The organism is Mesorhizobium sp. 131-2-1, from assembly GCF_016756535.1.
In the GTDB taxonomy this organism is placed as follows: domain Bacteria; phylum Pseudomonadota; class Alphaproteobacteria; order Rhizobiales; family Rhizobiaceae; genus Mesorhizobium.
Genome location: NZ_AP023247.1, coordinates 2,973,728 through 2,995,984, shown reverse-complemented (window position 1 = coordinate 2,995,984; position 22,257 = coordinate 2,973,728). Strand labels below are relative to the sequence as shown.

General features: G+C 63.6%; 24 protein-coding genes. 12 read left to right on the top strand and 12 right to left on the bottom strand.

From position 1 onward, the window contains the following. Window positions 1-9: 9 nt before the first annotated feature. From JG743_RS14380 to JG743_RS34155, 3 genes are read right to left on the bottom strand one after another with little or no spacing between them, the layout of a single operon-like run. Complete coding sequence (locus tag JG743_RS14380) at window positions 10-534, bottom strand: hypothetical protein (RefSeq protein ID WP_202301478.1); 525 nt, start codon at window positions 532-534, stop codon at window positions 10-12. After that, window positions 512-1,054 carry a hypothetical protein gene (locus JG743_RS34160; protein ID WP_342215719.1) on the bottom strand — a complete coding sequence of 181 codons (543 nt, stop codon included), beginning with the start codon at window positions 1,052-1,054 and terminating at the stop codon, window positions 512-514. Before JG743_RS34160 ends, JG743_RS14380 begins: the two co-directional genes overlap by 23 nt. Then, on the bottom strand, window positions 951-1,460 hold the full coding sequence (locus JG743_RS34155) for an NAD-dependent epimerase/dehydratase family protein (RefSeq protein ID WP_244673138.1): 510 nt from the start codon (window positions 1,458-1,460) through the stop codon (window positions 951-953). The genes JG743_RS34160 and JG743_RS34155 overlap by 104 nt, the downstream gene beginning before the upstream one ends. Window positions 1,461-1,603: 143 nt before the next feature. Here JG743_RS34155 and JG743_RS14370 point away from each other — a divergent pair, with 143 nt between their 5' ends. From JG743_RS14370 to JG743_RS14330, 9 genes are all read left to right on the top strand, one after another. Continuing rightward, window positions 1,604-2,179, top strand: a complete 576-nt coding sequence (locus tag JG743_RS14370; protein ID WP_202301476.1) for a DUF4893 domain-containing protein — start codon at window positions 1,604-1,606, stop codon at window positions 2,177-2,179. 133 nt (window positions 2,180-2,312) lie between these two features. Further along, a complete protein-coding gene (locus JG743_RS14365; RefSeq protein WP_202301474.1) occupies window positions 2,313-3,095 on the top strand; it encodes a formyl transferase in 783 nt (260 codons plus the stop codon). Window positions 3,096-3,231: 136 nt separating this feature from the next. After that, window positions 3,232-3,534, top strand: a complete 303-nt coding sequence (locus JG743_RS14360; RefSeq protein ID WP_202301472.1) for a virulence factor — start codon at window positions 3,232-3,234, stop codon at window positions 3,532-3,534. Next, a complete protein-coding gene (locus JG743_RS14355; protein WP_202301470.1) occupies window positions 3,527-4,126 on the top strand; it encodes a methylenetetrahydrofolate reductase C-terminal domain-containing protein in 600 nt (199 codons plus the stop codon). Before JG743_RS14360 ends, JG743_RS14355 begins: the two co-directional genes overlap by 8 nt. Beyond that, window positions 4,123-5,214 (top strand): methylenetetrahydrofolate reductase, encoded by a 1,092-nt coding sequence (locus tag JG743_RS14350; RefSeq protein WP_202301468.1) that lies wholly within the window; start codon window positions 4,123-4,125, stop codon window positions 5,212-5,214. The genes JG743_RS14355 and JG743_RS14350 overlap by 4 nt, the downstream gene beginning before the upstream one ends. A gap of 80 nt (window positions 5,215-5,294) precedes the next feature. Then, window positions 5,295-6,269 carry a methyltetrahydrofolate cobalamin methyltransferase gene (locus JG743_RS14345; RefSeq protein WP_202301466.1) on the top strand — a complete coding sequence of 325 codons (975 nt, stop codon included), beginning with the start codon at window positions 5,295-5,297 and terminating at the stop codon, window positions 6,267-6,269. Beyond that, window positions 6,220-8,349 (top strand): ASKHA domain-containing protein, encoded by a 2,130-nt coding sequence (locus JG743_RS14340; RefSeq protein WP_202301464.1) that lies wholly within the window; start codon window positions 6,220-6,222, stop codon window positions 8,347-8,349. The genes JG743_RS14345 and JG743_RS14340 overlap by 50 nt, the downstream gene beginning before the upstream one ends. Before the next feature lie 186 nt (window positions 8,350-8,535). Beyond that, complete coding sequence (locus JG743_RS14335; protein ID WP_126054091.1) at window positions 8,536-8,721, top strand: hypothetical protein; 186 nt, start codon at window positions 8,536-8,538, stop codon at window positions 8,719-8,721. 236 nt (window positions 8,722-8,957) lie between these two features. Continuing rightward, window positions 8,958-9,905, top strand: a complete 948-nt coding sequence (locus JG743_RS14330; RefSeq protein ID WP_202301462.1) for an alpha/beta hydrolase fold domain-containing protein — start codon at window positions 8,958-8,960, stop codon at window positions 9,903-9,905. 26 nt (window positions 9,906-9,931) lie between these two features. Here JG743_RS14330 and JG743_RS14325 read toward each other — a convergent pair whose 3' ends face one another. After that, the gene (locus JG743_RS14325) at window positions 9,932-10,831 is read right to left on the bottom strand and encodes a LysR substrate-binding domain-containing protein (RefSeq protein ID WP_202301460.1); all 900 of its coding nucleotides are present in this window, start codon (window positions 10,829-10,831) and stop codon (window positions 9,932-9,934) included. 221 nt (window positions 10,832-11,052) lie between these two features. On the opposite strand from JG743_RS14325, the gene JG743_RS14320 reads away from it, so the two are divergent. The 3 genes from JG743_RS14320 to JG743_RS14315 all read left to right on the top strand — a co-directional run bounded on the left by JG743_RS14320 (window position 11,053) and on the right by JG743_RS14315 (window position 13,015). Next, window positions 11,053-11,238, top strand: a complete 186-nt coding sequence (locus JG743_RS14320) for a hypothetical protein (RefSeq protein ID WP_202301450.1) — start codon at window positions 11,053-11,055, stop codon at window positions 11,236-11,238. 357 nt (window positions 11,239-11,595) lie between these two features. Beyond that, the gene (locus JG743_RS34585) at window positions 11,596-11,730 is read left to right on the top strand and encodes a hypothetical protein (RefSeq protein ID WP_263482030.1); all 135 of its coding nucleotides are present in this window, start codon (window positions 11,596-11,598) and stop codon (window positions 11,728-11,730) included. A 346-nt stretch (window positions 11,731-12,076) separates the two neighbouring features. Then, window positions 12,077-13,015 (top strand): GlxA family transcriptional regulator, encoded by a 939-nt coding sequence (locus tag JG743_RS14315; protein WP_446720908.1) that lies wholly within the window; start codon window positions 12,077-12,079, stop codon window positions 13,013-13,015. A 64-nt stretch (window positions 13,016-13,079) separates the two neighbouring features. Here the strand turns inward: JG743_RS14315 and JG743_RS14310 are convergent, their stop codons facing one another. The 8 genes from JG743_RS14310 to JG743_RS14275 all read right to left on the bottom strand — a co-directional run bounded on the left by JG743_RS14310 (window position 13,080) and on the right by JG743_RS14275 (window position 22,223). Further along, on the bottom strand, window positions 13,080-13,427 hold the full coding sequence (locus JG743_RS14310; RefSeq protein ID WP_202301446.1) for a peptidase inhibitor family I36 protein: 348 nt from the start codon (window positions 13,425-13,427) through the stop codon (window positions 13,080-13,082). 198 nt (window positions 13,428-13,625) lie between these two features. After that, window positions 13,626-14,471 (bottom strand): DUF1194 domain-containing protein, encoded by an 846-nt coding sequence (locus JG743_RS14305; RefSeq protein WP_202301436.1) that lies wholly within the window; start codon window positions 14,469-14,471, stop codon window positions 13,626-13,628. An 82-nt stretch (window positions 14,472-14,553) separates the two neighbouring features. After that, window positions 14,554-17,115: a GcvT family protein gene (locus JG743_RS14300; protein WP_202301434.1), complete on the bottom strand. Its 2,562-nt coding sequence runs from the start codon at window positions 17,113-17,115 to the stop codon at window positions 14,554-14,556. Window positions 17,116-17,267: 152 nt separating this feature from the next. Then, window positions 17,268-18,020: an FkbM family methyltransferase gene (locus JG743_RS14295; protein WP_202301432.1), complete on the bottom strand. Its 753-nt coding sequence runs from the start codon at window positions 18,018-18,020 to the stop codon at window positions 17,268-17,270. Further along, complete coding sequence (locus JG743_RS14290) at window positions 18,017-19,258, bottom strand: hypothetical protein (RefSeq protein WP_202301430.1); 1,242 nt, start codon at window positions 19,256-19,258, stop codon at window positions 18,017-18,019. The genes JG743_RS14295 and JG743_RS14290 overlap by 4 nt, the downstream gene beginning before the upstream one ends. Before the next feature lie 8 nt (window positions 19,259-19,266). Next, the gene (locus JG743_RS14285; RefSeq protein WP_446720893.1) at window positions 19,267-20,739 is read right to left on the bottom strand and encodes an aspartate aminotransferase family protein; all 1,473 of its coding nucleotides are present in this window, start codon (window positions 20,737-20,739) and stop codon (window positions 19,267-19,269) included. A 30-nt stretch (window positions 20,740-20,769) separates the two neighbouring features. After that, complete coding sequence (locus JG743_RS14280) at window positions 20,770-21,777, bottom strand: NAD-dependent epimerase/dehydratase family protein (protein ID WP_202301428.1); 1,008 nt, start codon at window positions 21,775-21,777, stop codon at window positions 20,770-20,772. Continuing rightward, window positions 21,774-22,223, bottom strand: coding sequence for an EamA family transporter (locus JG743_RS14275; protein WP_202301426.1), 450 nt, complete (start codon window positions 22,221-22,223; stop codon window positions 21,774-21,776). The genes JG743_RS14280 and JG743_RS14275 overlap by 4 nt, the downstream gene beginning before the upstream one ends. Between the last annotated feature and the right edge of the window lie 34 nt (window positions 22,224-22,257).

Here is a 22,257-nt window from a genome sequence, read left to right as displayed (position 1 = left end):
GGCTTCGGGTTATTTCGCGTCCGGATCCGATACGAAGTCGACGACACGGCCGCTTTCGAGCCGGAGTGGGCCCCTTGCGGACGGATCTTTGCGCATCGCCTCAGCGATCATGGCTTCGACCGTGTCGAGATTGCCCTGCAGAATTGAACGGTCGCCGCTTTCCCAGTACTCGCCTTCGTCGAAAACATCGAATTTGTCGAACAGAGGGGCAACCTTACGAAGCAACTCGATGACTTCGATATGGGCCTCCGACCCGGCAAACTGGGTCTTGCAATATTGCTGCATGAACAGGTTGCTGTCGAATTCGAACCGTAGGGGATCCGACCTGCGATGTGGCAAAACTTCTATTCCTGTAACCGGGCCGAGATAATCCACGCTGCGTTCATCGACGACCCGATTGAGAGCCATTCGGGCTTCATTTATTTCCCGAAACGGCCAGCCTCGATTGACGGCAAGCTCCGCGACTTCCTGCAACACTGCAGCATATTTGTCGTCGCCAAGCAGCTGCCCCTCAAAGTGGATCGTCACTCCCACATGCGCCTCCCCAAGATATGCTCGCGACGATAGCCGCGCTTCTACTCGACCGCCAGTGCCGCAAGCACGTCGGCAAAACTCGTCTTGCAAACAAACTCCAGCCGTTCCCTTGCACGCGATGGATCGTAGACGCGGTCGATCGATGAAAACATCGTCCAGCCTTTTTGGCATAGAGCCGCGGATAGTCCGGGAAATAGCGCGCGACGACAGCCGGTGCGTCGGCGATCAGTTGCGCGCAATCCTCCGGCCGAAACGGCGTCGGCGCCGAGACTATGAAGATGTAGAAGCCGAGCTGCTGTGCCTTCTCCAGCGCCGCGACATGGGCCTCGGCCCCGTCGTCGACCGTCAGTCGCCGGAACAGCAATTCATTCGCCTTGGTGTTGGCGTCCGATTGTTCGATCGCATGCGCCATGTCGTCAGCTTCGGGGAAGAAACGCGCCGTTCGCAGCACGACGACCACCGGTAGCCCATGCTCGATATAGTAGAGACGGCACAGATGCTCGGCCGAAAGCTTCGTCACGCCATAGATGTTGCGCGGCTCCGGCGACAGGTCCTCGGTCAACCAGGCCGCCTTGCGCGCGCCGCCCCTGGAAGCCGACGCGGATCGCTTGCGAGATCATCAGCGACGTCGTCGAGGTGAAGACGAAACGACCGACGCCGCACGCCACGGCCGCATCGCGCAGGTTCAGCGTCCCTTGCACATTGGTCGCCACGAAGGCGCTATTCTCATAATGCTCGATGTTCGGCTTGTGCAGCGCGCCGCTGTGGACGATGGCTTCAATGCGATTGTCGCGGACAGTTCCGAAGACGCTCGGCCATGAGGTGGTCGGTCTTAACCCTGTGCCTCTGCGCGCACGCAAGTCGTCGGCTCGATCGCCGACCGCGACCTCGCTTCGAGCCGTGGCGCCAGCGAGTTGCCCAGCCATCCGGACGATCCGTGAGCAATATCGCATTGCCATTTTGGCCAGTTGCCGCTGTTAAGCACGGATGACAGGCGGCCGCGAACCGGTAAATTGTGCGCCAGTGACGAAAAGAATTGTTCCATCCATCGATTTGAGGAAACGTATTGATGACCCCTCGCCTGCTGTTTGCCGCCCTCGGTCTTATCGCGCTTCCCCTGCCGGCTCACGCCGATGGCGAGGTGCAGAAGCTGATCACCGCCGCCGACAAGGCGCGGCTCGACAAATATGGCGAGACGCGCAAGGCCGCCCTTGAAGAGGCGAAGGCCGGCGACCCGGCCGAGGTCAAGCAGTTGGATAGCCTGCTCGCCAAGCCGCTGGTCGCTTTCTCCGACAAGGACCTGACCGGCAACTGGAGTTGCCGCACCATCAAGGCCGGCGGCTTGAGCCCGCTCGTCATCTACGGTTGGTTCAAATGCAAGGTGACCGATGACGGCTCCGGCTGGAGGCTGGAAAAGATCAACGGCTCGCAGCGCACCAAGGGCCGCTTCTTCGACGATGGCGAGAAGCGCTCCATCTATCTCGGCTCCTTCACCGTCAACGAAGATCCGGCCAAGCCCTATGGCAGCGGCCCGCAAAGCGACCAGGTTGGCTATGCCTTCCGCAACAGCGCCAGCGAATGGCGCATCGAATTCCCGGCGCCCTACTACGAATCGAAGCTCGACATCATGGAATTCAAGCGCTGATTCCTTCCGTCGATCGGGCCGTCACCAAGGATTAACCCGGCCAGCCTAGCATGCCGCGCGTTTGCGCAAGCCGCGTCCATCCGGGCGCGCGGAGCGCTCTGGCAAGAACGTCTTCCGCGGGGCGGCACGAACCATGGCAGCGCCAAAGTCGGATCCACGGCCGATCTGCGTCGTCACCGAGGGCGGCCCGCATATATGGGCGATCGTCAACACCATCGCCGACCGGCTTGGGCCTGTCAGCGTCATCCTCGAAACGCCTGAATCCAAAAAGCAATTGCTTCTCGGCCGGGCTCGGCGTCAAGGCTGGATCTCGGCCATCGGACAACTCGGCACCATGGTGCTGACGCGGCTCGGCAAACGCTTCTTTTCGAGCCATTCGATACGGCTGATCGCAGAGCAGAAGCTGGAGGTCGAGCCCAGACCCGGTCAGACGATCATCCACGTCCCCTCGGCCAATGCGCCGGAGTCGCTTCAGGCGATTGCGGACATCCAGCCAGGCGTGGTGCTGCTTGCCGGTTGCCGGCTGCTGTCGAGGCAGACGCTGGCGAAGATGCCATGCCCGGTGCTGAACTATCATGCCGGCATCGCGCCCAAATATCGCGGCATGAATGGCGGCTATTGGGCGCTGGCCTCTGGCGACGCCGGCAATTTCGGCACCACCGTGCATCTGGTCGATGCCGGCGTCGACACCGGCGGCGTGCTCAGACAGGCGCGCGGCAAGCCTGAAACCGGCGACACCATTTCAAGCTATGCGCTGCGGCAGGCGGCCTTCTCGCGCGACATTTGCGTCGAAGCGGTCGGCGATGCGCTGGCGGGCAAGCTCGCGACCGTCGATCCCCGCCTGCCCTCGAAACAATGGTACCATCCGACGATCTGGTTCTATCTTTGGACCGGCGTGAAAAGCGGCGTCTGGTAATCCGCCAACCCCAGGAATTTCACCTTTCTTTTTGCGACCTCCAATAGCGTCGCATTTGAATGCGCGCGCGTCGTCCCATAACAAGCGGCCCCCATGCGCATGCGGCAATGCTCGCAGCTTCGAGGAGTGAGAATTCATGGCCGATCTGATCGTCGTCTACTGGCGCGACATCCCTGCCCAGGTGATCGTCAAGAAGGGCCGGCAGAACGCCAAGCGCGAGCTGCCGCTGCGCTTCACCGAGGCGATCGACATGTGCGCCATGCGAACCGGCGCCGGCGGCACCGACGACTATCTGGCCGAATGGCGCAAGGCCGATCCGGTTCCGGTTGGCGACGATCTCGAGGCCGAGGTCGAAAGGGCCTTCCACGAACTCGACACGAAATACGACCGCGAGCGGCTGGTCGCTCTGGTCAAGGCGGGCGGAAAAGAAAATGTCTGACGCGCAACCGACCGTTACCCAGGCCACCCTGGTCAAGAAGGCAGCGCCGAAATCCGACTACAAGCCGGCCGACGTATCGCCGCAGCGGCGCGTCCAGCGCTCCTTCGCGGTGCGGCTGTGGTCGATCCGGCACTCGCGATTGCTCGAGTGGTTCTACAGCCGCTTCGCCGACATCTTCCTGCTGCTGCATCCCTTGTGGAAAGGCATCGGCTATGGCCGCGTCGAGGCCCCGGTCAAATTCGTCGAGAAGCGCGTCAAGGGCTTCATGTTCGACTGCCGCATGTGCGGCCAGTGCGTCTTGTCCTCGACCGGCATGTCCTGCCCGATGAACTGCCCGAAGCAGCTGCGCAACGGCCCGTGCGGCGGCGTGCGCGCCAACGGCAATTGCGAGGTCGAGCCCGACATGCCTTGCGTCTGGGTCAAGGCCTGGGAAGGCTCGCGCAACATGGTGCATGGCGACAAGATCCTCGACGTGCAGAAGCCGGTCGACCAGTCGTTGCGTGAAACCTCGGCCTGGCTGCGGGTCACCGCGCAAGCCGCCGCTACGCGCGAAACGACCCAGGCTGCTACCAAGACCGGAGCATCGGCATGAGCGCCCGTCAGCGCGACGAGAATCCGGCCGGCATCCACCTGCCGCTCGATCCTTTGCCAGGCCATACCTCGCGCGGCCGTCTGGAGCGTGTGCTGAGGCGCGGCGAATTCGCGGTGACGACCGAGCTTAACCCGCCCGACAGCGCCGATCCCGAAGACGTCTACAACCGTGCGAAAATCTTCGACGGCTGGGTCGACGCCATCAACGCTGTCGATGCGTCCGGCGCCAACTGCCACATGTCCTCGGTCGGCATCTGCGCGCTGCTGACCCGCATGGGCTATGCCCCGATCATGCAGATCGCCTGTCGCGACAAGAACCGCATTGCCATCCAGGGTGACGTGCTGGGTGGAGCCGCGATGGGCGTCGCCAACATGCTTTGCCTCACCGGCGACGGCGTCCAGGCCGGCGACCAGCCCGGCGCCAAGCCGGTGTTCGACCTCGATTCCATGTCGCTGCTCGAAACCTGCCGCATCATGCGCGACAACGGCAAGTTCCTGTCCGGCCGCAAGCTGACGACGCCGCCGCAGATTTTCCTGGGTGCGGCCGTCAATCCCTTCGCGCCGCCCTTCGATTTCCGCCCGATTCATCTCGGCAAGAAGATCGCCGCCGGCGCGCAGTTCGTGCAGACGCAGTACTGCTTCGACGTGCCGATGTTCAAAACCTTCATGCAGAAGGCGCGCGATCTTGGCCACACCGAAAAGGTGTTCATCCTGTGTGGCGTCGGGCCGCTGGCCTCGGCCAAGACGGCCAAATGGATCCGCTCAAACGTGCCGGGCATTCATATTCCCGACACGATCATCAAGCGGCTGGAAGGCGCGCAGGACCAGAAGAAGGAAGGCAAGCAGCTCTGCATCGACATCATCAACGAGGTGAAGGAAATCCCCGGCGTTTCCGGCGTCCATGTGATGGCCTACCGTCAGGAGGAGTACGTCGCCGAGATCGTCGATGAATCGGGCGTGCTGAAGGGCCGCCAGCCTTGGAAGCGCGAAATCCGCCGCGACGACCAGATGGTCGCCGACCGGCTCGACCACATCCTGCACGACGAGATTACCGAAACCCAGGTGGACATGGTGAAGACCGCGCATTGACGGCGCGAGCGGCGACCATTCGCTTGAACGAAATCAGATAACGATATAAAGAACTCTTTATATCACGACGGAGAGATCGCATGACCCGCACCATCGTCGCCTCGGCGACCCGAGAAATCATCATCGGCTTCGACCAGCCCTTCTGCGTGATCGGCGAACGCATCAACCCGACCGGCCGCAAGAAGCTCGCCGCCGAAATGGTGGCAGGCAACTTCGAAACCGTCATCAAGGACGCGCTGGAACAGGCCGCCTGCGGCGCCACCATGCTCGACGTCAATGCCGGCGTCACCGCCGTCGACCCCAACGCCACCGAGCCGGCGCTGCTGGTACAGACGCTGGAGATCGTGCAGGGCCTGGTCGACCTGCCGCTGTCGATCGACTCTTCGGTCACCGCAGCCATCGAGGCGGCGCTGAAGGTCGCCAAGGGCCGCCCGCTGGTCAACTCCGTCACCGGCGAAGAAGAGAAGCTCGAGGCGATCCTGCCGCTGGTCAAGAAATACAACGTCCCGGTCGTCGCCATCTCCAACGACGAAACCGGCATCTCGATGGACCCGGATGTCCGCTTCGCCGTCGCCAAGAAGATCGTCGAGCGCTGCGCCGATTTCGGCATTCCCGCCCATGACGTCGTCGTCGACCCGCTGGTGATGCCGATCGGCGCGCTGGGCGATGCCGGCCGCCAGGTGTTCGCGCTGCTGCGCCGCCTGCGCGAGGAGTTGAAGGTCAACACCACCTGCGGCCTGTCCAACATCTCCTTCGGCCTGCCGCACCGCCATGGCATCAACGCCGCCTTCATCCCGATGGTGATCGGCGCCGGCATGACATCGGCGATCATGAACCCGGTGCGCCCGCAGGAAATGGAAGCCGTGCGCGGCGCCAATGTGCTGAACGGCACCGACGAGAACTGCACCAACTGGATCCGCACCTACAAGGACTACAAGCCGGCCGAAGGCGGCCAGGCGGTCGCAGCACCCGTGGCGGTCAACGCGCCAGGTGAAGGCGGCGGCAATGGCGGCCGTCGCCGCGGCGGCCGTGAGGCCCGGATGGCCAGGGGATAAGCGCGCAATCGTGAACTCGCCTGCCAACATCACTGATCCGCTCGTGCTGTTCATGCCGTCCGGCAAGCGCGGGCGGTTTCCGGTCGGCACGCCGGTGCTCGACGCGGCGCGTCAGCTCGGCGTCTATGTCGAAAGCGTCTGCGGCGGACGCGCCACTTGCGGGCGCTGCCAGATCGAGGTGCAGGAAGGCAATTTCGCCAAGCACAAGATCGTCTCCTCCAACGACCACATCTCGGCCAAGGGCGCCAAGGAGGAGCGCTACGAGCGCGTGCGCGGCCTTCCCGAGCGGCGGCGCCTCTCCTGCTCGGCGCAGATCCTCGGCGATCTCGTCATCGACGTGCCGCAGGACACGGTCATCAACGCCCAGACCATCCGCAAGGATGCCGACACCAGGGTGATCGCCCGCGATACGGCGGTGCGCATGTGCTATGTCGAGATCGAAGAGCCCGACATGCACAAGCCGCTCGGCGATCTCGACCGGCTCAAGATCGCGCTGATGAAGGACTGGGGCTTCAAGAACCTCGAGTTCGACTTCTACCTGATGCCGCAGGTGCAGGGCATCCTGCGCAAGGGCAACTGGACCGCCACCGCCGCCATCTACAAGGATGCCGACAGCGATATCGCGCGCGTCATCGCGCTGTGGCCAGGCCTCAAGAACGAGGCTTACGGACTTGCCTGCGATATCGGCTCGACCACCATCGCCATGCATCTGGTGTCGCTGCTGTCCGGCCGCGTCGCCGCCTCTTCCGGCACATCCAACCCGCAGATCCGCTTTGGCGAGGATCTGATGAGCCGTGTCTCCTACGTGATGATGAATCCGGACGGCCGCGAAGGCATGACGGTCGCCGTGCGCGAGGCGATTTCCAGCCTGGTCGACAAGGTTTGTGCCGAAGGCAACGTCCAGCGCAACGACATCCTGGATTCCGTGTTTGTCGGCAATCCGATCATGCACCATCTGTTCCTCGGAATCGACCCGACCGAGCTCGGCGGCGCGCCCTTCGCGCTCGCGGTCTCGGGCGCGGTGCGCATCAAGGCATCCGATATTGGCCTCAAGCTCAATCAGGGCGCGCGCCTCTACATGCTGCCTTGCATTGCCGGCCATGTCGGCGCCGACGCGGCGGCGGTGACGCTGTCGGAAGGCCCGCACCGCCAGGACGAGATGATGCTGATCGTCGACGTCGGCACCAATGCCGAGATCGTGCTCGGCAACCGCACCAGGGTCGTGGCCGCCTCCTCGCCCACCGGCCCGGCCTTCGAGGGCGCGGAAATTTCCGGCGGCCAGCGTGCAGCACCGGGCGCCATCGAGCGCGTGCGCATCGATGCCGAGACGCTGGAGCCGAAATATCGTGTCATCGGCTCGGAGCTGTGGTCCGATGAGCCGGGCTTCGCCGAAAGCGTGCAGGCGACCGGCGTCACCGGCATTTGCGGCTCGGGCATCATTGAGGTGGTGGCGGAGATGTATCTCGCCGGCATCATTTCGGAAGACGGCGTCGTCGACGGGTCGCTCTCAGCGCGCTCGCCGCGCATCGTCGCCAACGGCCGCACCTTCTCCTACGTGCTGAAGGATGGCGAGCCCCGGATCACCATCACCCAGAACGACGTGCGCGCCATTCAGCTCGCGAAGGCGGCGCTTTACGCCGGCACCAAGCTGCTGATGGAAAAGCAGAACACCGAGCATGTCGACCGCATCCATTTCGCCGGCGCCTTCGGCTCCTTCATCGATCCGAAATACGCCATGGTGCTCGGCCTGATCCCCGACTGCGACCTCGACAAGGTCTCGGCCGTAGGCAATGCGGCCGGCGCCGGCGCGCGCATGGCGCTGCTCAATCGCGGCTACCGCCGCGAGATCGAGGAAACGGTGAGCCGGATCGAGAAGATCGAGACCGCGCTGGAGCCGAAATTCCAGGAGCACTTCGTCTACGCCATGGCGCTGCCGAACAAGGTCGACCCGTTTCCAAAACTTTCGGCGGCGGTGAAATTGCCGCCAAGGAAGACGGTCAGCGAGGACGGTATCGCCGGCGACGCGGCGCCACGCCGTCGTTCGCGCGAGGGCCATGCGGCAAGGCGCGGCCGAGGCTAGCGGCCTCTCGCCGATCTTCAGGCTTTTCTATTTTCATTTGCATGCAAATGTTTCCGGACCGCCCGATCCGGAAACCAAATCGCTGTTTTCGCGATATCCATCCGATACATATGTGGCGCATTTAACGGACATCAGACGGCGGCCGCGGCAGTTCTCGGCCGCCGCCACGTTTCAGGGAGATGAGAAATGTCGATGTTCGAAAGCCTCGGCCGCTACGGCGTGGCCATCAAGCACGCGCACAACAGGAGCAAGTCCATCCGGGCGCTGAACAGCCTGCCCCTCGACATCCAGAAGGATATCGGCTGGCCGGCGTCGCCTCCGAACGATCCGCAGGCCGTGCTCGCGCAGTTGCTTCTGGGGTCGGCGCGCTGATGACCTTTGCCGACAAATGCAAGCTGCTGGCCAAGCGCCGGGGTCGTGGCACGGCTCCGGCTGCCGGCGACAACAAATTGCGTGTGGCATTGCTGCCGCGGCGCTGAATCCGGCAGTCGTCGGATCACACAAGCGTGTTGCGTCGCGTGCAAATCTTGACATTTGCGGACAAGGTACGATCTTCGGAACGAGGGGGAATTCTTTTAGTCGGCTCCAGCCGAAGTCCGTGTATCAGCATGCCCAGTTTCAAAAGCCACGTCGTTTCCTTCGTCCTCAGGCATAGCCGCAAGAAGGCTTTTGCCAGTCCGGAAAACTTGCAGCGCTGGATCGCCTATGCGCGCAAGACCGAGGACCATCATCCGCCGGCTTCGCTGCGCCACCGCCTCGACATTGCCGAGCGCCGCGTGAGCGGATTTCCCGTCTACGAGATCGCGCCGAGGCCCGGCGAGCGCAAGCGGATCCTCTATCTGCATGGCGGCGCCTATGTCTTCCAGATCACCTCCTATCATTGGGGGCTGATCGCCGAGATGGCCGAGCGGTTGGGTTACGGCATCACCGTGCCGATCTATCCGATCGCGCCCGAGCACGATTTCCACGACATGTTCGGCATGGTCGGCGAGGTCTACCGGCAGATGCTCGACGAGACGGACGCCGAAGATATCGTCTTCATGGGCGATTCCGCCGGTGGCAACATGGCCGTGGTGCTGACCATGATGGCGGCTGAGGACGCCCTGCCGCTGCCGGCGCGCCATGTGCTGATCTCACCCGGGCTCGACATGTCGCTCTCCAACCCTGAAGTGTTCGAGGCCGAGCGCAACGATCCGTGGCTTGGCATTGCTGGCGGGCTGGAGGCGATCCGGCTCTACAGCGCCGGCATCGATCGCGCCGACTGGCACATCAGCCCGCTCTACGGCGACCTTTCGGTATTGCCGAAGACGCTGCTTCTGACCGGCTCGCACGACCTGCTCAGCCCCGACAATCTGATCTTCGCCGAGAAGGCGCGCGCCGCGGGCGTCGAGGTGGAGGTCGTCTACGAGGAAGGCATGTTCCACGTCTGGCCGCTGATCGAGATGCCCGAGACGCGGCGCGCGCGCGACAGCATCGTCGCCTTCCTGAATGGAGAAACCAGGACGCGCCCGGTCAAGGCCCGCGGCTGGTTGCTGCAGGGTCAGGCCACGACCTGACCCTGGGCCGGCCTTACCGCCGAGGCTCAAAACTTGCCGGTTTCCCGGAACAGCTCGAAGGTCGCGCGGATGTGGTCGGCGACCGCCTTCACCGGCGCGCTGGCGTCGGGCGCCACCACCATGGCGAGATTGTAGGTGCCGATGTCGGGCATGCCGTTCTTCGGCCCGAGCTCGACCATCTCGTTGCCGAGGAAGGACTTCGGCAGCGGCGCCACCGCCAGATCGGCCATGATCGCCGCGCGCTGGCCGGCCGTGTGCGCGCTCATATAGGCGACCCGGTAGTTGCGGCCCTCGCGGCCGAGCGCCTCAAGTGCCCCTGCCCGCCACGCACAGCCCTCTTCCCACAGCGACACCGGCAGCGGTTCGCGCAGATGCGCGCAGCCGCCCTTGGCGCCGGCCCAGACGATCGGTTCGGTCAACAGCACCTCGGCGCCGAGCGCGCTGGTCTTGTAGGAGTTGGTCAGCAGCGTGATGTCGAGCGCCCGGTCGTCCATGCGCCGGCGCAGATTGCTGCTCTGGTCGATGGTGACGTCGACCGCGATCGAGGGATGCGACTGCGCGAAACGCTTCAAGACATGCGGCAGCACGCGCTCGCCATAATCGTCCGGCGAGCCCAGCCGCACCACGCCGACAATGTCGGGAATGATGAACTTCGACACCACCTCGCGGTTGATCGACAAAAGCCGGCGGGCATAGCCGAGCAGCATCTCACCATCCGTCGTCAGCGTCACCGAGCGCGCGTCGCGCGCGAAGACGGAGCGGCCGAGAATGTCCTCCAGCTTCTTGATCTGCATGGAGACGGCCGAAGGCGTGCGGAAGACGGCTGTGGCGGCGGTGGTGAAGCTGCCGGTCTCGGCGATTGCCACGAAGGTGCGCAGGACATCAAGATCGAGCAGCGGCAGGGGGTGATTGAGCGGGGCGTTCATCGGGATCAGCCTTCAATTTTTCTGATGTGAACGATCATTCCATTTCGTTTGATTGAACTCCAATTTGGGAGGATAGTCAACTCCATCGAACCAGGCTGTTGCCAAAAGCAGCCATGAAACGACCACGGCACAGACCTGCAATCGACATGAAATGAAGCTCAAACAGACCCGACTTAACGCTTCCGCCGGGCAATTCCCGGTCCAACGCAAAGGAGAATGAAATGTCTATCCTGTCGTCCATCGGTCGGTTTGCGACCGAATTCAGCGCGGCCCGCGCCCGCTACCAGACCGAACGCGCCATCCATGCGCTGCCGATCGAACTGCAGAAGGATATCGGCTGGCCGGAAGCCGCCGACGCCAAGTCCGGCGCGCGCCTCGGTGTCGGATCCTGGGCCGGAGCGAAGTAAATCGTGTGTATCAAAAACCCAAGGCCTGCCCGGTGAACCCAGCCCGGCAGGCCTTCTCTATTCGCAGAGGGCCCAATTTGTTTGCATTCAAATTATTTTTCGAAGCCATGCTACGGCTGCATGACGCATATGAGCCAATCGCATAACACCGCAGTTTTCGATTTAACGCATTGTAAATAATCGTAAATTCCGGGCAACTTGCCCAAAAATGTCGCAATCCGTGTCGCTTTTCATAACAAGTGCTTCGCTTTTGCGATTTAGTTTTCACTCACACAAGCCTATATCACGCGCAGCAAACGAGCTGCCCCACTCCATCAAGCGAAGGCGACCCGTCTGAGCAACCGAATGGAGATGACAATGAAGCTTTTTGCCCGCCTCTTCGCCCGCCGCGAAATGAACCTGACGACCGCGCTCGAGCGCCAGCGCCTTTCGAACACCATGCCCGGCCAGACCGGCGCCATGGCTGCCGCGCGCCTCGGCTTCGTCGCTTGACATCAAGACTTCAGCGCGGCGCCTCCCTGCCGCCGCTTCGAGGTTGACCTCCACGCCGCTTCGGCCTCGCCGGGGCGGCGTTTCTTTTGCCTGTCGGTCCACGCCGGCCTGCCCGCTCCGGTAGCACGCCGGGGCCCATTCGCCAGGCAATTGCCCATTTGCGACCCATGTCGCAAATATAATCACTCCAAACCGCTCTACCCGATTGACAGGAATGGTTTTTCCTGATGTCGCTATGCTATTCGCGACATCCTGTTCGCGTCATGGCCGCGTGAGGTTTCCCGTGAATGCCGTAAAGCACCCGATCAAGAGATCGTTCGTATTCTTCCTCATCCCCGACTTCACCATGATCGCCTTCGCGACGGCGCTCGACCCGCTGCGGTCGGCCAACCGGATGCTCGGCTACGAGGCCTACAGCTGGCGCCTGGCCAGTATCGACGGCAAGCCGGTGCGCGCCTCGAACGGCGTCGAATGCGCCGTCAACACCTCGCTCGAGGAGGAGCGCAGGAAGATGGCTGGACCGGACAGGCCGAACATGGCCATCGTCTGCAGCGGCGTCAATGTCGAGCGCTACCAGAACAAGTCGGCCTTCGCCTGGCTGCGCGAGGAATACAATCGCGGCGTCGCCGTCGGCGGGCTGTGCACCGGCGCCCATATCCTGGCCGCAGCCGGCCTGTTGTCCAACAAGCGCTGCGCCATCCACTGGGAGAACCTGCCTGGCTTCTCCGAGGCCTTCCCGAAGGCCAATGTCTTTGCCGACCTGTTCGAGATCGACCAGAACATCTACACCTGCGCCGGCGGCACCGCTGCGCTCGACATGATGCTGAAGCTGATCGGCGACGATTTCGACGAGAGCCTGGTCAACCGGGTGTGCGAGCAGGTGCTGACCGACCGCGTGCGTAGCCCGACCGACCGCCAGCGCCTGCCGCTGCGGGCGCGCCTCGGCGTGCAGAACTCCAAGGTGCTGACCATCATCGAACTGATGGAGGCGAACCTCTCCGAACCGCTGTCGCTGATCGAGATCGCCGACCATGTCGACCTGTCGCGCCGGCAGATCGAGCGCCTGTTCCGCACCGAGATGGGCCGCTCGCCTGCCCGCTACTATCTGGAGATCCGGCTCGACCGCGCCCGCCATCTCCTGATCCAGTCGTCGTTGCCGGTGGTCGAGGTGGCGGTCGCCTGCGGCTTCGTCTCCGCCTCGCATTTCTCCAAATGCTACCGCGAGCTCTACGCCCGCTCGCCGCAGCAGGAGCGCGTCGACCGCAAGCAGCTGCTGGCGGCTTGAGCCTGGTCGGCGCCCAAAGCCAATAGCCGGAGCTGTTCCCCGCCCCGGCCTGACTTGAGCGATTCTAGTACCGCTCGCCGCAATAACATTCGGCGGATGAGATGCGGTCGTTCCAGCCGGTATTGCTGAAATCGCGGACCCTGCGATTGATCTCGATCGACCGGCCTCGCATCCTGGTGTCCGAATAGGCGACAAGCGTGCAGCCGCGGCTCACAATCACCGAGGAGACGCGATCGTTCCAGAACTGGCCGCCACGGAAGCTCACCGAATCGTCCGCCCCCAATTCCAGCGCGCGGCCGCGAAAATTCGAGTCCTCGAACATGGCGCAGCCCGCTTCACCGTAAAACTGTGCACTGGCGCTGCCAGCGCAAAGCAGCGATGCGGCCGCCATCAGGACTGCAACAGGTTTCATGGGACGTCTCCTCGTTTTGCGCATGGAAGCCGTAGATCGGCACGACGCGACGACTTTGCATGGCTCGCGCCGGACAGGCAAGCGGGGCATGACAACTGGAGCAGTTCCAGGAAAGGTACGTAGCGGTCTTCCGCCCGGAATTGCGTCAAGACCAATGCTGGGGAGCGGATCTCCGATACTGTCAAAAGCTGACCTGCCCTAGCGGCTGTCGAACATCCAGCTGCGGTCGCGCCACATTTTCTCGCCAACCTGACAATCCGCGACGGGCTTGTCCTGGGCGAGGACCACCGGCGGATGGGTAGCCTCATCCGCCGCCCATTGCGGCGAAGCCGCGCCGGCAAGCTCCAGCACCAGCTTGCGGCGGATCGCTTCCGGGAACTGTGTCCAGTCATTGACCGGGATCATGAAGGCGCCGGGTCCGCCGATGACGCAGTCGCTGTAGTAGCGGTCGAGATCGTTGACGTCATAGGCGCCGGTGAAGCCGCCCCGCGTCATCAAAGGCAGCCCGTTGATGGTGATGCCTTGGCTCACAACGATGTCCCGTGCCAAGTTGACGGGCGCGCCCTGGTTGTTGGGTCCGTCGCCGGAAATGTCGATGACGCGCTTGGCGCCCTGAAAGCTGCTTTCGGCGAAAAGATCGCTGCCGAATTCCAGCGCGCCGGAAATCGAGGTGCGCCTGGCGCTGTCCGGCGGGTGCGCGTTGAGCTGCTCGACCACCCGCTCGGCATCGGCGCGATTGGCGATCGCCGTCCACGGCACGATGACACGCTGCCAGTTGCTGCCCGCCCATTCGACATAGGTGACGGCGATCTTGCCATAGGCGCCATCGGCAATGGCCTTGAGCACGAGAGCATGCGTCAGGGCCGCCGCATAGCCATGTCGCTGGATCTCGAGTTCTTCGGGCGACATGGACAGCGAGACGTCGACCGCCAGAACCAGTTCGATATCGACAGGCTCGGCGGAGGAGGCCGGCGCCGTGCCAAGCACCAACGCCAGCGCGACGCAGCCCGGAAGGAGATGTCTTGCACTGGCAAAAGCAGACATGCCGCAACGGTAAGCGAGAATCACGGCGGAACAAAGCGAAAAGCCCGGCACAGGGCCGGGCCTTTCGTGCGGTTCGCAAAACTCAGCTACGCGGCTTCAGGTTCTCCGGATCGTAAAGCGGCTTGTAGCCGACGCCGGCAACCTCGACCGGATAGGTCTCGCCAAAATATTCGACCTTGAGCTTGCGCCCTTCCTGGGCATAGGCCCAGGGCAGATAGGCGAGCGCGATGTTCTTGCCGATCGTCGGGCCATAGGCGACCGAAGTGGTGAAGGAGCGGCGGCCGAGCTCATCGACCAGCGTCTCGCCGGTCGACGGATCCAGCACCGGCATGGTGCCGACCGGATAGCGCGCGACGCCGTTCTGATCGACGTTCTCGGTCATCACCAGCGTGCACAGCATGGCCGGCTGGTGTTCGCGCACGCGGTATTCCAGGTGCTTGGCCTTGCCGCAGAAGTCGTTTTCCTTGACCTTCGGACGGGCAAGGTCGGCTTCGAGCAGATTGTACTCGGTCAACAGGTCGGCATTCTGCAGCCGCAGGCTCTTTTCCATGCGGCGCGTATTGGCATAGGTCTCGACGCCGAACGGCATGACGCCGGTCGAGCGCAGCGCGTCCCAGACGGCAAGGCCGTCCTCGTAGCGCATATGCAGCTCCCAGCCCTGCTCGCCGACATAGGAGATGCGGAAGGCCGTCACATCCTTGCCGCCGATGCGGATCGGCTTGATCGCCGCGAAGGGGAAATTCTCCAGTGTCAGCCCCTCGGGGTTCTCGACCACCTTCTGCAGGGTCGTGCGCGCATTCGGACCCCAGATGCCGATGGTGACGTACTTCTCCGTCACGTCGGTGACGGTGACGTCGAAGCCCTTGTCCTGAGCGGTGCGCTGCATGTAGCGGAAGTCGCGCGGGCCGGCATCGGCGCCGTCGATCACCCGGCAGCGATCGGCCATGCGGATGACGGTGAAGTCGGCGCGCACCATGCCTTCCTCGTCGAGGAAGTGGGTGTAGATGCCCTTGCCGATGTTGTTATCGCCGCCGATCTTGGCCGCGCAAAGCCATTCCAGCAGCGCGACGTGGTCGGGCCCCTCGACGTCATACATCGAGAAGTGCGACAGGTTGACGATGCCGCAGTCCTCGCTCATTGCCAGATGCTCGGCATTGGAAACGCGCCAGAAATGGCGGTTGTCCCACTCGTCCTGGCGCACCGGCACGCGGTTGCCATACTTCTCCAGCAGGTGCTCGTTGGCGGCATAACCGTGGGCGCGCTCCCAGCCGCCCAGCTCCATGAAATAGCCGCCGAGCTCCTTCTCGCGCTCCCAGAACGGCGAGCGGCGGATGTCGCGGCCCTTGGAGAACGGCTCGCGCGGATGCACCGCCGGATTGTAGACCTTCATCGCCGTCTCGGTGCAGCGATCCCAGATGAACTCTTCCTTCGTCTGGTGCGGGTAGAAGCGCGCATAGTCGATGGCGTGATGGTCGATCGAGGTGCGGCCGTCGGTCATCCAATCGGCGATGAGCTTGCCCATGCCGGGGCCGTCCTTGACCCAGATGGCGACCGCGTACCAGAGGCCCCTCACCTTCTGGCTCTCGCCCATCGACGGACCGCCATCGGTCGTCACCTGCAGCAAGCCGTTGAAGGAGTGGCCCTCATTGTAGCCGAGCTCGCCGAGGATCGGCGTCAGCTCCATGGCGCGCTCCAGCGGCGCCAGGATCTGCTCCATGTCGAGGTCGCGCTGCGAGGGCGACAGCCGCGCCTGGTCCTTTTCCAAAAGGTCGCGCGGATGGCAAAGACGCGGATTGGTCTCCTCGTAGTAGCCCCATTCGATCTGTCCGCCCTCGGCGGTCTTGGGGTCGCCGGTGTCGCGCATATAGGCGGAGTTGCCCTGGTCGCGCAGCAGCGGCCAGCCGATCTCCTTGCCGGTGCCGGCGAATTCGTTGTAGGGGCCGAAGAACGTCAGCGGATGGTCGATCGGCATGACGGGCAGGTCCTCGCCGACCAGCGCCGCGGTCAAACGGCCCCAGATGCCGGTGCAGACGACCACATAGTCGGCCATGATCGTGCCGCGCTCGGTCACCACACCCTTGATGCGTCCGTTCTCGACGATCAGCGACTTGGCCGACGTATTGGCGAAGGACTGGAGCTTGCCGGAGGCGACACCCTGGTCGACCAGCTTGCCGGCGACCGTCTGCGAGCGCGGGATGACGAGGCCGGCATCCGGATCCCAGAGCCCGCCCTGCACCAGATGCTCCTCGATCAGCGGAAACTTCTCTTTGATCTCGGCCGGCTCGATCAGCCGGGCGCGGGTGCCGAAGGATTTGGCCGACGCGATCTTGCGCTTGATCTCCGCCATGCGCCCGTCATCGCCGACGCGGGCGACCTCGAGGCCGCCGACGCGCGCGTAGTGGCCCATCTTCTCGTAGAAATCGATCGAATAGAGCGTCGTCCAGCACGACAGGAAGTCGTGGCTGGTGGTGTAGCAGAAGTCGGAGGCGTGCGCCGTCGAGCCGATATCGGTCGGGATGCCGGACTTGTCGATGCCGACAATATCGTCCCATCCGCGCTCGATCAGGTGATGGGCGACCGAAGCGCCCACGATCCCGCCCAGCCCGACGATGACGACCTTCGCCTTTTCCGGAAACCCTGCCATTGCCCGTGACTCCAAAGTGGTAAGCGGGCGCGCCAGCGCCCGTTCGAATGGGGCACAATATGCAGAGGACGAGGATTGAGCTACCGCCTGTTTGCGACACGCCGCAGGTACGGCGCGACCCTCGGCAGAAGCCGACCGTCACTGGCGTTTTGTCAGGCGAAAGCCCAGACGTCCTCGGCCTGGAAGCCGACCTGGTAGCCGGCGGTCTTCAGCTTGACCACGACCTGGCCGATCTCGGCCGCCGGCAGCGCGCCGACTTCGATCTTGATCATGCCGGGACGGTAGCGCTTGAGGTCGAGCTGGTCGAACACCATCCAGTCCGCGCCTTCGCAGTCGACGAGGAAGGCGTCGATATGGGCGATCCCGTTGCGGTCGAGCAGCGTCTGCAAAGGTTCCGAGGGCACCTCGATGTCCTTCAGATAGGGCGCGAACTTGTTGAAGTTGGAATCCGCCTCGCCCCAGGCGTTCTTGCCCGACATCAGATTGGTGTCGGTGACGGAGGAGCAGCCGATGAACTCGATCGGCAGCGTACCGGCCTCGAGTGCCGCGGCATCGAAAGTATGGACGGTGATCGAGCCCTTGGTCCGGGTCACCGCCACCGGCTCGATGATGAAGCGTTCCGTATCGGGATAGTTGGCGCGCAGCCGTTTCTGGTTGTAGGGAACCGGCTCGACCAGCACGGCACGCGCCCGCGCAATGCGGTGCAGCCATGGCGTGACATCGTCGAACAGCGCGCCGTCGCAGGCGCCGACATTGACCATCTGGAACGGTCTGCCACCGAAGCGCGCCTTCAGCGCCGCCTTGGCGAGGAATTTCGTGCCGCGCAACGCCGGTCCGCGATCGAGCAGCCCGGCGGGCAGGACGAACGACAGCGCAAGGCGCGCCAGGCTGGAAACGGAACTCATTGTGTGTCTCCGGGCTTGTCTGCGGCATTGACGTGCTGCGTGGCGCCGCGCTGCCCGGCCGAGGCCCACAGCGCCATCAGCGGGCCGGCAAGCAGCAGGAAGGGCGGCAGGAGATTGGGGAAGTAGATGCGCGTATCGTGGATCGGAAACACCGTGAACTTCGCCAGCACGCCGAGCACCAGCGCGGCAAGCAGGATGCCGGCGCGGCGCTCGAGCCGGAAGCCGGCGCGACCGAGCGCATACCAGCCGGCCAGCGCCAGCACGCAGACACCTACCCAACTGTTCATGGTGACGGCGCGCAGCAGCGAAACCGCGAAAGCCCGGAGATAGGCCACGACCGAGAAGGGCGGCTCGAAGCCGTCCATATTGTAATGCTGCTCGATGGTGGAGAACCACAGATGCGGCCACCAGCCGGGGTGTTGGGCCCAATGCGAGATGGCGAAATAGGCAACGAAAGAGGCGGCAAAGCCTGCGAGCGCGCCCCATGCCTTCTGCCGGAAGGCGGCCAGCAGCACGGCGAAGATGGCCAGGAAGACGATGTTGTCCGGCCGCGCCATGAAGGCGAGGAAGAGCAGGATCGCAGTCGCCGCCTCGCGCTTGCGCACATAGGCATAGAGCCCTCCGAGGAAGAGCGCGGCGCACATCAGATCCGGCGTCGAGGCCCGCGCCGCGTCGCCGAAATCGGCCATGATCAGCACCGCGCCGATCACCGGCGCCAGCGCCAGCGCGCCTTCCGATCGCAGCCAGAGCAGCGTGATGACGCCGAACAGCAGCACCGAGACCACCGAGACGAGCCGCATCGCCTCGACCGGCGACACGACATGGCTGAGGCCGGACAGGATCTCGGCATAGAGGAACTTGATCCGGTACATGCCGAGCAGCGAATGAAAGTCGGCGGCGTTCTCCGCCATGTGGCTGCGGAAGCCACCGCCATCGTCGGTCAGCGTCTTGTAGTCGGCCGCCGAGACGCCGGCCTTGACCGCGCTGTAGGCATAATCATGCAGGGCCTGCGGGTCGGGATAGCTGCCTTCCTCGGCGATCGCCAGATAAGGCACCATGTCCCAGTTGGCGTCGGGCATGATCCACGCCGTCACCGCCGTCAGCAGGATATAGAGCGCGAAGGCAGCCGCCCCGATCGGTGCGGCGAACCGCGCATAGGTCCCCTCGCCCCACGCCAGGCCAGCGCCGGTCAGCCGGTCGAGCGGATTGGTCGGGACAATGGGCGGCCTGGTCAGCATCGTCCTGCTCAGCGAACCTGGCTTTTGACGAAATCCTTCACGATAGCCACGATGCCGCGCGACAGCAGGCTGTCGAAGGCATCGACGAAGCGGTCGACATGCTCGCGCTGGCAGGTCAGCGGCGGCTCCAGCCGGATGACGTTGCGGTTGTATTCGGTGAAGGCGACGAGCACGTCGTAATCGCGCAGCAGCAGCGAGCCGACGAAGCCCGAGAGCGAGCCCTTCAGCTTGTCGTCGAGCACGCTGACCACCGGCCGCAGCACCATCGGCAGCGTCTGCGAGAAATCGTGGAACTCGAGCCCGATCATGAACCCCTTGCCGCGCACGTCCTTGATCATCTTCGGATACTTCTCCTTCAGCGCCTGCAAGCGCCGCAGGAGGTAGTCGCCCGTCGAGGCCGCATTGTCGATCAGGCCTTCGTCATAGAGCACGTTCAGCCCCTCGATCGCGGTGACACAGGCCTCGCCCATGCCGCCGAAGGTCGCCATGGCGTGGATCATCGCCGTCTTCGGCGTGCCATAGGCCTTCATGTAGACATCGCGCCTGGCGATCATGGCGCCGACCGCCGCCTTGCCGGCGCCCAGCGATTTTGCCAGCGCCGTCACGTCAGGCACGACGCCATAGTGCTCGAAGGCGTAGAAGCGGCCCGAGCGGCCATAGCCGCATTGCACCTCGTCGGCGACCCACAGCACGCCGTACTGGTCGCAGAGCGCGCGCAGCTTCCGCCAGTACTGCGCCTCTGCCTGGATGATGCCGCCGCCGCCCTGGATGGTTTCGAGCACGATGACGCCGATCTCGGGATCGCTCTTGAACAGGCGCTCCACCGCGTCGATGTCGGCGAAGGGCACGCGCACGACATTGTCCGCCACCTTGAAGTCGGCGCGATAGAGCTGGCCGTCGGTGATCGCCAGCACGCCCTTGGTCTTGCCGTGGAAGGAATTCTCGGCATAGACGACCTTCGGCCGCTTCGGGCCGGCGGCGCGTTCGGCAAGCTTCACCGCCGCTTCCATCGCTTCCGACCCGGACGAGCCGAGGAAAACCATGTCGAGGTCGCCGGGCGAGCACTTGGCGATGTTGTGTGCCAGGGCCGCCGCATACTGCGACATGAAGGCGATGGCGATCTCCTGCCGCTTCTCCTCTTGAAATTTTTTCCGGGCTTCCAGAATGCGCGGGTGGTTGTGGCCGAAGGCCAGCGAACCGAAACCGCCGAAGAAGTCGAGGATCTTGCGGCCGTTCTGGTCGATGTAGAACATGCCTTCGGCGCGCTCGATCTTGATCTTGTGGAAGCCGAGCAGCTTCATGAAATGCAGCTGTCCAGGGTTGAGATGCGCCTTGAACAGGTCGGTGATGCGGGCGACATCCATCGCCTTGGCCTGCTCGACGCTGATCAGGTCGGGCTTGGCGATGGTTGCGGGCGACAGCGCCGGCGCATCGACCAGCGTGCGCGTGCCCGTGTGTTCCGGCTTGGCCATGACGGTCATCTCGAAAATCTCCTGTTGGCCTTGGTCGCCTTATTCGGCGGGCACATGTTCGGTGGCGACGGCATGGCCGTCCTTCTTGGCGCGGTATTCGCTATAGGCGGCGATCAGCATGTCCTCGTCGCGATATTGCGGTACCCAGCCGAGCTGACGCTCGGCCTTGGACACGTCCAGCACGCACTCCTCATCGGCGATAAGATACTGTTCCGGATCCATGATCGGCATGTTGACGAGGTCGAGCAGGTCGAGCGTGCGCTTGACCGCCCAGCCCGGTGTAGGGATCAGGATCGATTTCGAGCCGGCATGCCGGATCAGATCGCCGAGCAGTTTTTTGACCGGCGGCGGGTTGAGCGAGCCGAGATTGTAGGCCTCGTTCGGCACGCCCGCCTTCCAGGCCGCGCGGGCGGCCTCCGCGCAGTCGAACACCGAGATGAACTGGTAGGGATTTTTGCCCGAGCCGATCATCGGCACGGGGCAATTCCAGTCGATCAGCTTGAACAGTTTTTCCAAAATGCCGAGGCGGCCGGGGCCGATGATCAGGCGCGGCCTGAACAGCGAGATCGACATGCCGCGCTTGCGCCACTCGGCGGCAAGCTCCTCGGTCTTCAGCTTCGACAGGCCGTACTCGCCGAGCGGCGCGACCGGATGCTCCTCTGTCATCGGCAGCGTCACCGTATGGCCGTAGATCATGTCGGTCGTGTAGTGGACGAGCTTCGACGCGCCGGCCTTGTCCATCGCCTTGATGATGTGCTCGGTGCCGTGGAAGTTGACCGGGAAGAAGAAGTCGTGCCGCTTGGCGCGCACCTGGATCGGCGACAGCATCTTCGCCGAAAGGTTGTAGACCATGTCGTCGCCCTTGAGCCCGACCGCCGCGACCGAGGCCGGATCGGTGACGTCGCATGTGACGAAACGGGCCGAGCGATAGTGCGGCAGATCGCTCTTGACGATGTCGGCGACAACGACCTCTTCGCCGTCGGCAACAAGCTTGGGAGCAAGGTGACGACCGACGAAACCGTCGCCGCCGAAAATCACATGTCTCATCGAACGATCTCGCTGCTGCCGATCTTGTCTTGTGTGATGGAAGCGGTCTGGTCCTCATGCCCGCGCCCACCCAAATCCTGGCCACTCTGGGCGATCAGCACCGTGCCGACGCAGATGCAGGCGATGCCGGCAATGCGCCAACCGTTGAGGTCCTCGCGGAAGACGAAGTAGGCGAACACCGCCACCGCAACGTAGGCAAGGCTGAGGAACGGATAGGCGAAGCTGAGCTCGACCTTGGACAGCACATAGAGGTGCGAGGCCATCGAGATGACGAAAGTGCAGAGCCCGAGGAATACCCAGGGGCTGAAGACGATCTGCAGCAGCTTCAGGAGCGGATTGGTGCCCTCGAACGAAATCGGCCCGAGCGACATCATGCCTTGCTTCAGCATCAGCTGCGCCGCGGCATTGGTCATGACCGTGAAGAGAATGAAGACGATGTATTTCATGTTGCCACCCTGCCCCGCAGCGGTCCTACTACAA

Coding starts and splice junctions, on each gene's coding strand:
- JG743_RS34155 (WP_244673138.1), bottom strand. CDS start 1,460: ATGGCTGGGCAACTCGCTGGCGCCACGGCTCGAAGCGAGGTCGCGGTC.
- JG743_RS14370 (WP_202301476.1), top strand. CDS start 1,604: ATGACCCCTCGCCTGCTGTTTGCCGCCCTCGGTCTTATCGCGCTTCCC.
- JG743_RS14365 (WP_202301474.1), top strand. CDS start 2,313: ATGGCAGCGCCAAAGTCGGATCCACGGCCGATCTGCGTCGTCACCGAG.
- JG743_RS14360 (WP_202301472.1), top strand. CDS start 3,232: ATGGCCGATCTGATCGTCGTCTACTGGCGCGACATCCCTGCCCAGGTG.
- JG743_RS14355 (WP_202301470.1), top strand. CDS start 3,527: ATGTCTGACGCGCAACCGACCGTTACCCAGGCCACCCTGGTCAAGAAG.
- JG743_RS14350 (WP_202301468.1), top strand. CDS start 4,123: ATGAGCGCCCGTCAGCGCGACGAGAATCCGGCCGGCATCCACCTGCCG.
- JG743_RS14345 (WP_202301466.1), top strand. CDS start 5,295: ATGACCCGCACCATCGTCGCCTCGGCGACCCGAGAAATCATCATCGGC.
- JG743_RS14340 (WP_202301464.1), top strand. CDS start 6,220: ATGGCGGCCGTCGCCGCGGCGGCCGTGAGGCCCGGATGGCCAGGGGAT.
- JG743_RS14335 (WP_126054091.1), top strand. CDS start 8,536: ATGTCGATGTTCGAAAGCCTCGGCCGCTACGGCGTGGCCATCAAGCAC.
- JG743_RS14330 (WP_202301462.1), top strand. CDS start 8,958: ATGCCCAGTTTCAAAAGCCACGTCGTTTCCTTCGTCCTCAGGCATAGC.
- JG743_RS14325 (WP_202301460.1), bottom strand. CDS start 10,831: ATGAACGCCCCGCTCAATCACCCCCTGCCGCTGCTCGATCTTGATGTC.
- JG743_RS14320 (WP_202301450.1), top strand. CDS start 11,053: ATGTCTATCCTGTCGTCCATCGGTCGGTTTGCGACCGAATTCAGCGCG.
- JG743_RS34585 (WP_263482030.1), top strand. CDS start 11,596: ATGAAGCTTTTTGCCCGCCTCTTCGCCCGCCGCGAAATGAACCTGACG.
- JG743_RS14315 (WP_446720908.1), top strand. CDS start 12,077: ATGATCGCCTTCGCGACGGCGCTCGACCCGCTGCGGTCGGCCAACCGG.
- JG743_RS14310 (WP_202301446.1), bottom strand. CDS start 13,427: ATGAAACCTGTTGCAGTCCTGATGGCGGCCGCATCGCTGCTTTGCGCT.
- JG743_RS14305 (WP_202301436.1), bottom strand. CDS start 14,471: ATGTCTGCTTTTGCCAGTGCAAGACATCTCCTTCCGGGCTGCGTCGCG.
- JG743_RS14300 (WP_202301434.1), bottom strand. CDS start 17,115: ATGGCAGGGTTTCCGGAAAAGGCGAAGGTCGTCATCGTCGGGCTGGGC.
- JG743_RS14295 (WP_202301432.1), bottom strand. CDS start 18,020: ATGAGTTCCGTTTCCAGCCTGGCGCGCCTTGCGCTGTCGTTCGTCCTG.
- JG743_RS14290 (WP_202301430.1), bottom strand. CDS start 19,258: ATGCTGACCAGGCCGCCCATTGTCCCGACCAATCCGCTCGACCGGCTG.
- JG743_RS14285 (WP_446720893.1), bottom strand. CDS start 20,739: ATGACCGTCATGGCCAAGCCGGAACACACGGGCACGCGCACGCTGGTC.
- JG743_RS14280 (WP_202301428.1), bottom strand. CDS start 21,777: ATGAGACATGTGATTTTCGGCGGCGACGGTTTCGTCGGTCGTCACCTT.
- JG743_RS14275 (WP_202301426.1), bottom strand. CDS start 22,223: ATGAAATACATCGTCTTCATTCTCTTCACGGTCATGACCAATGCCGCG.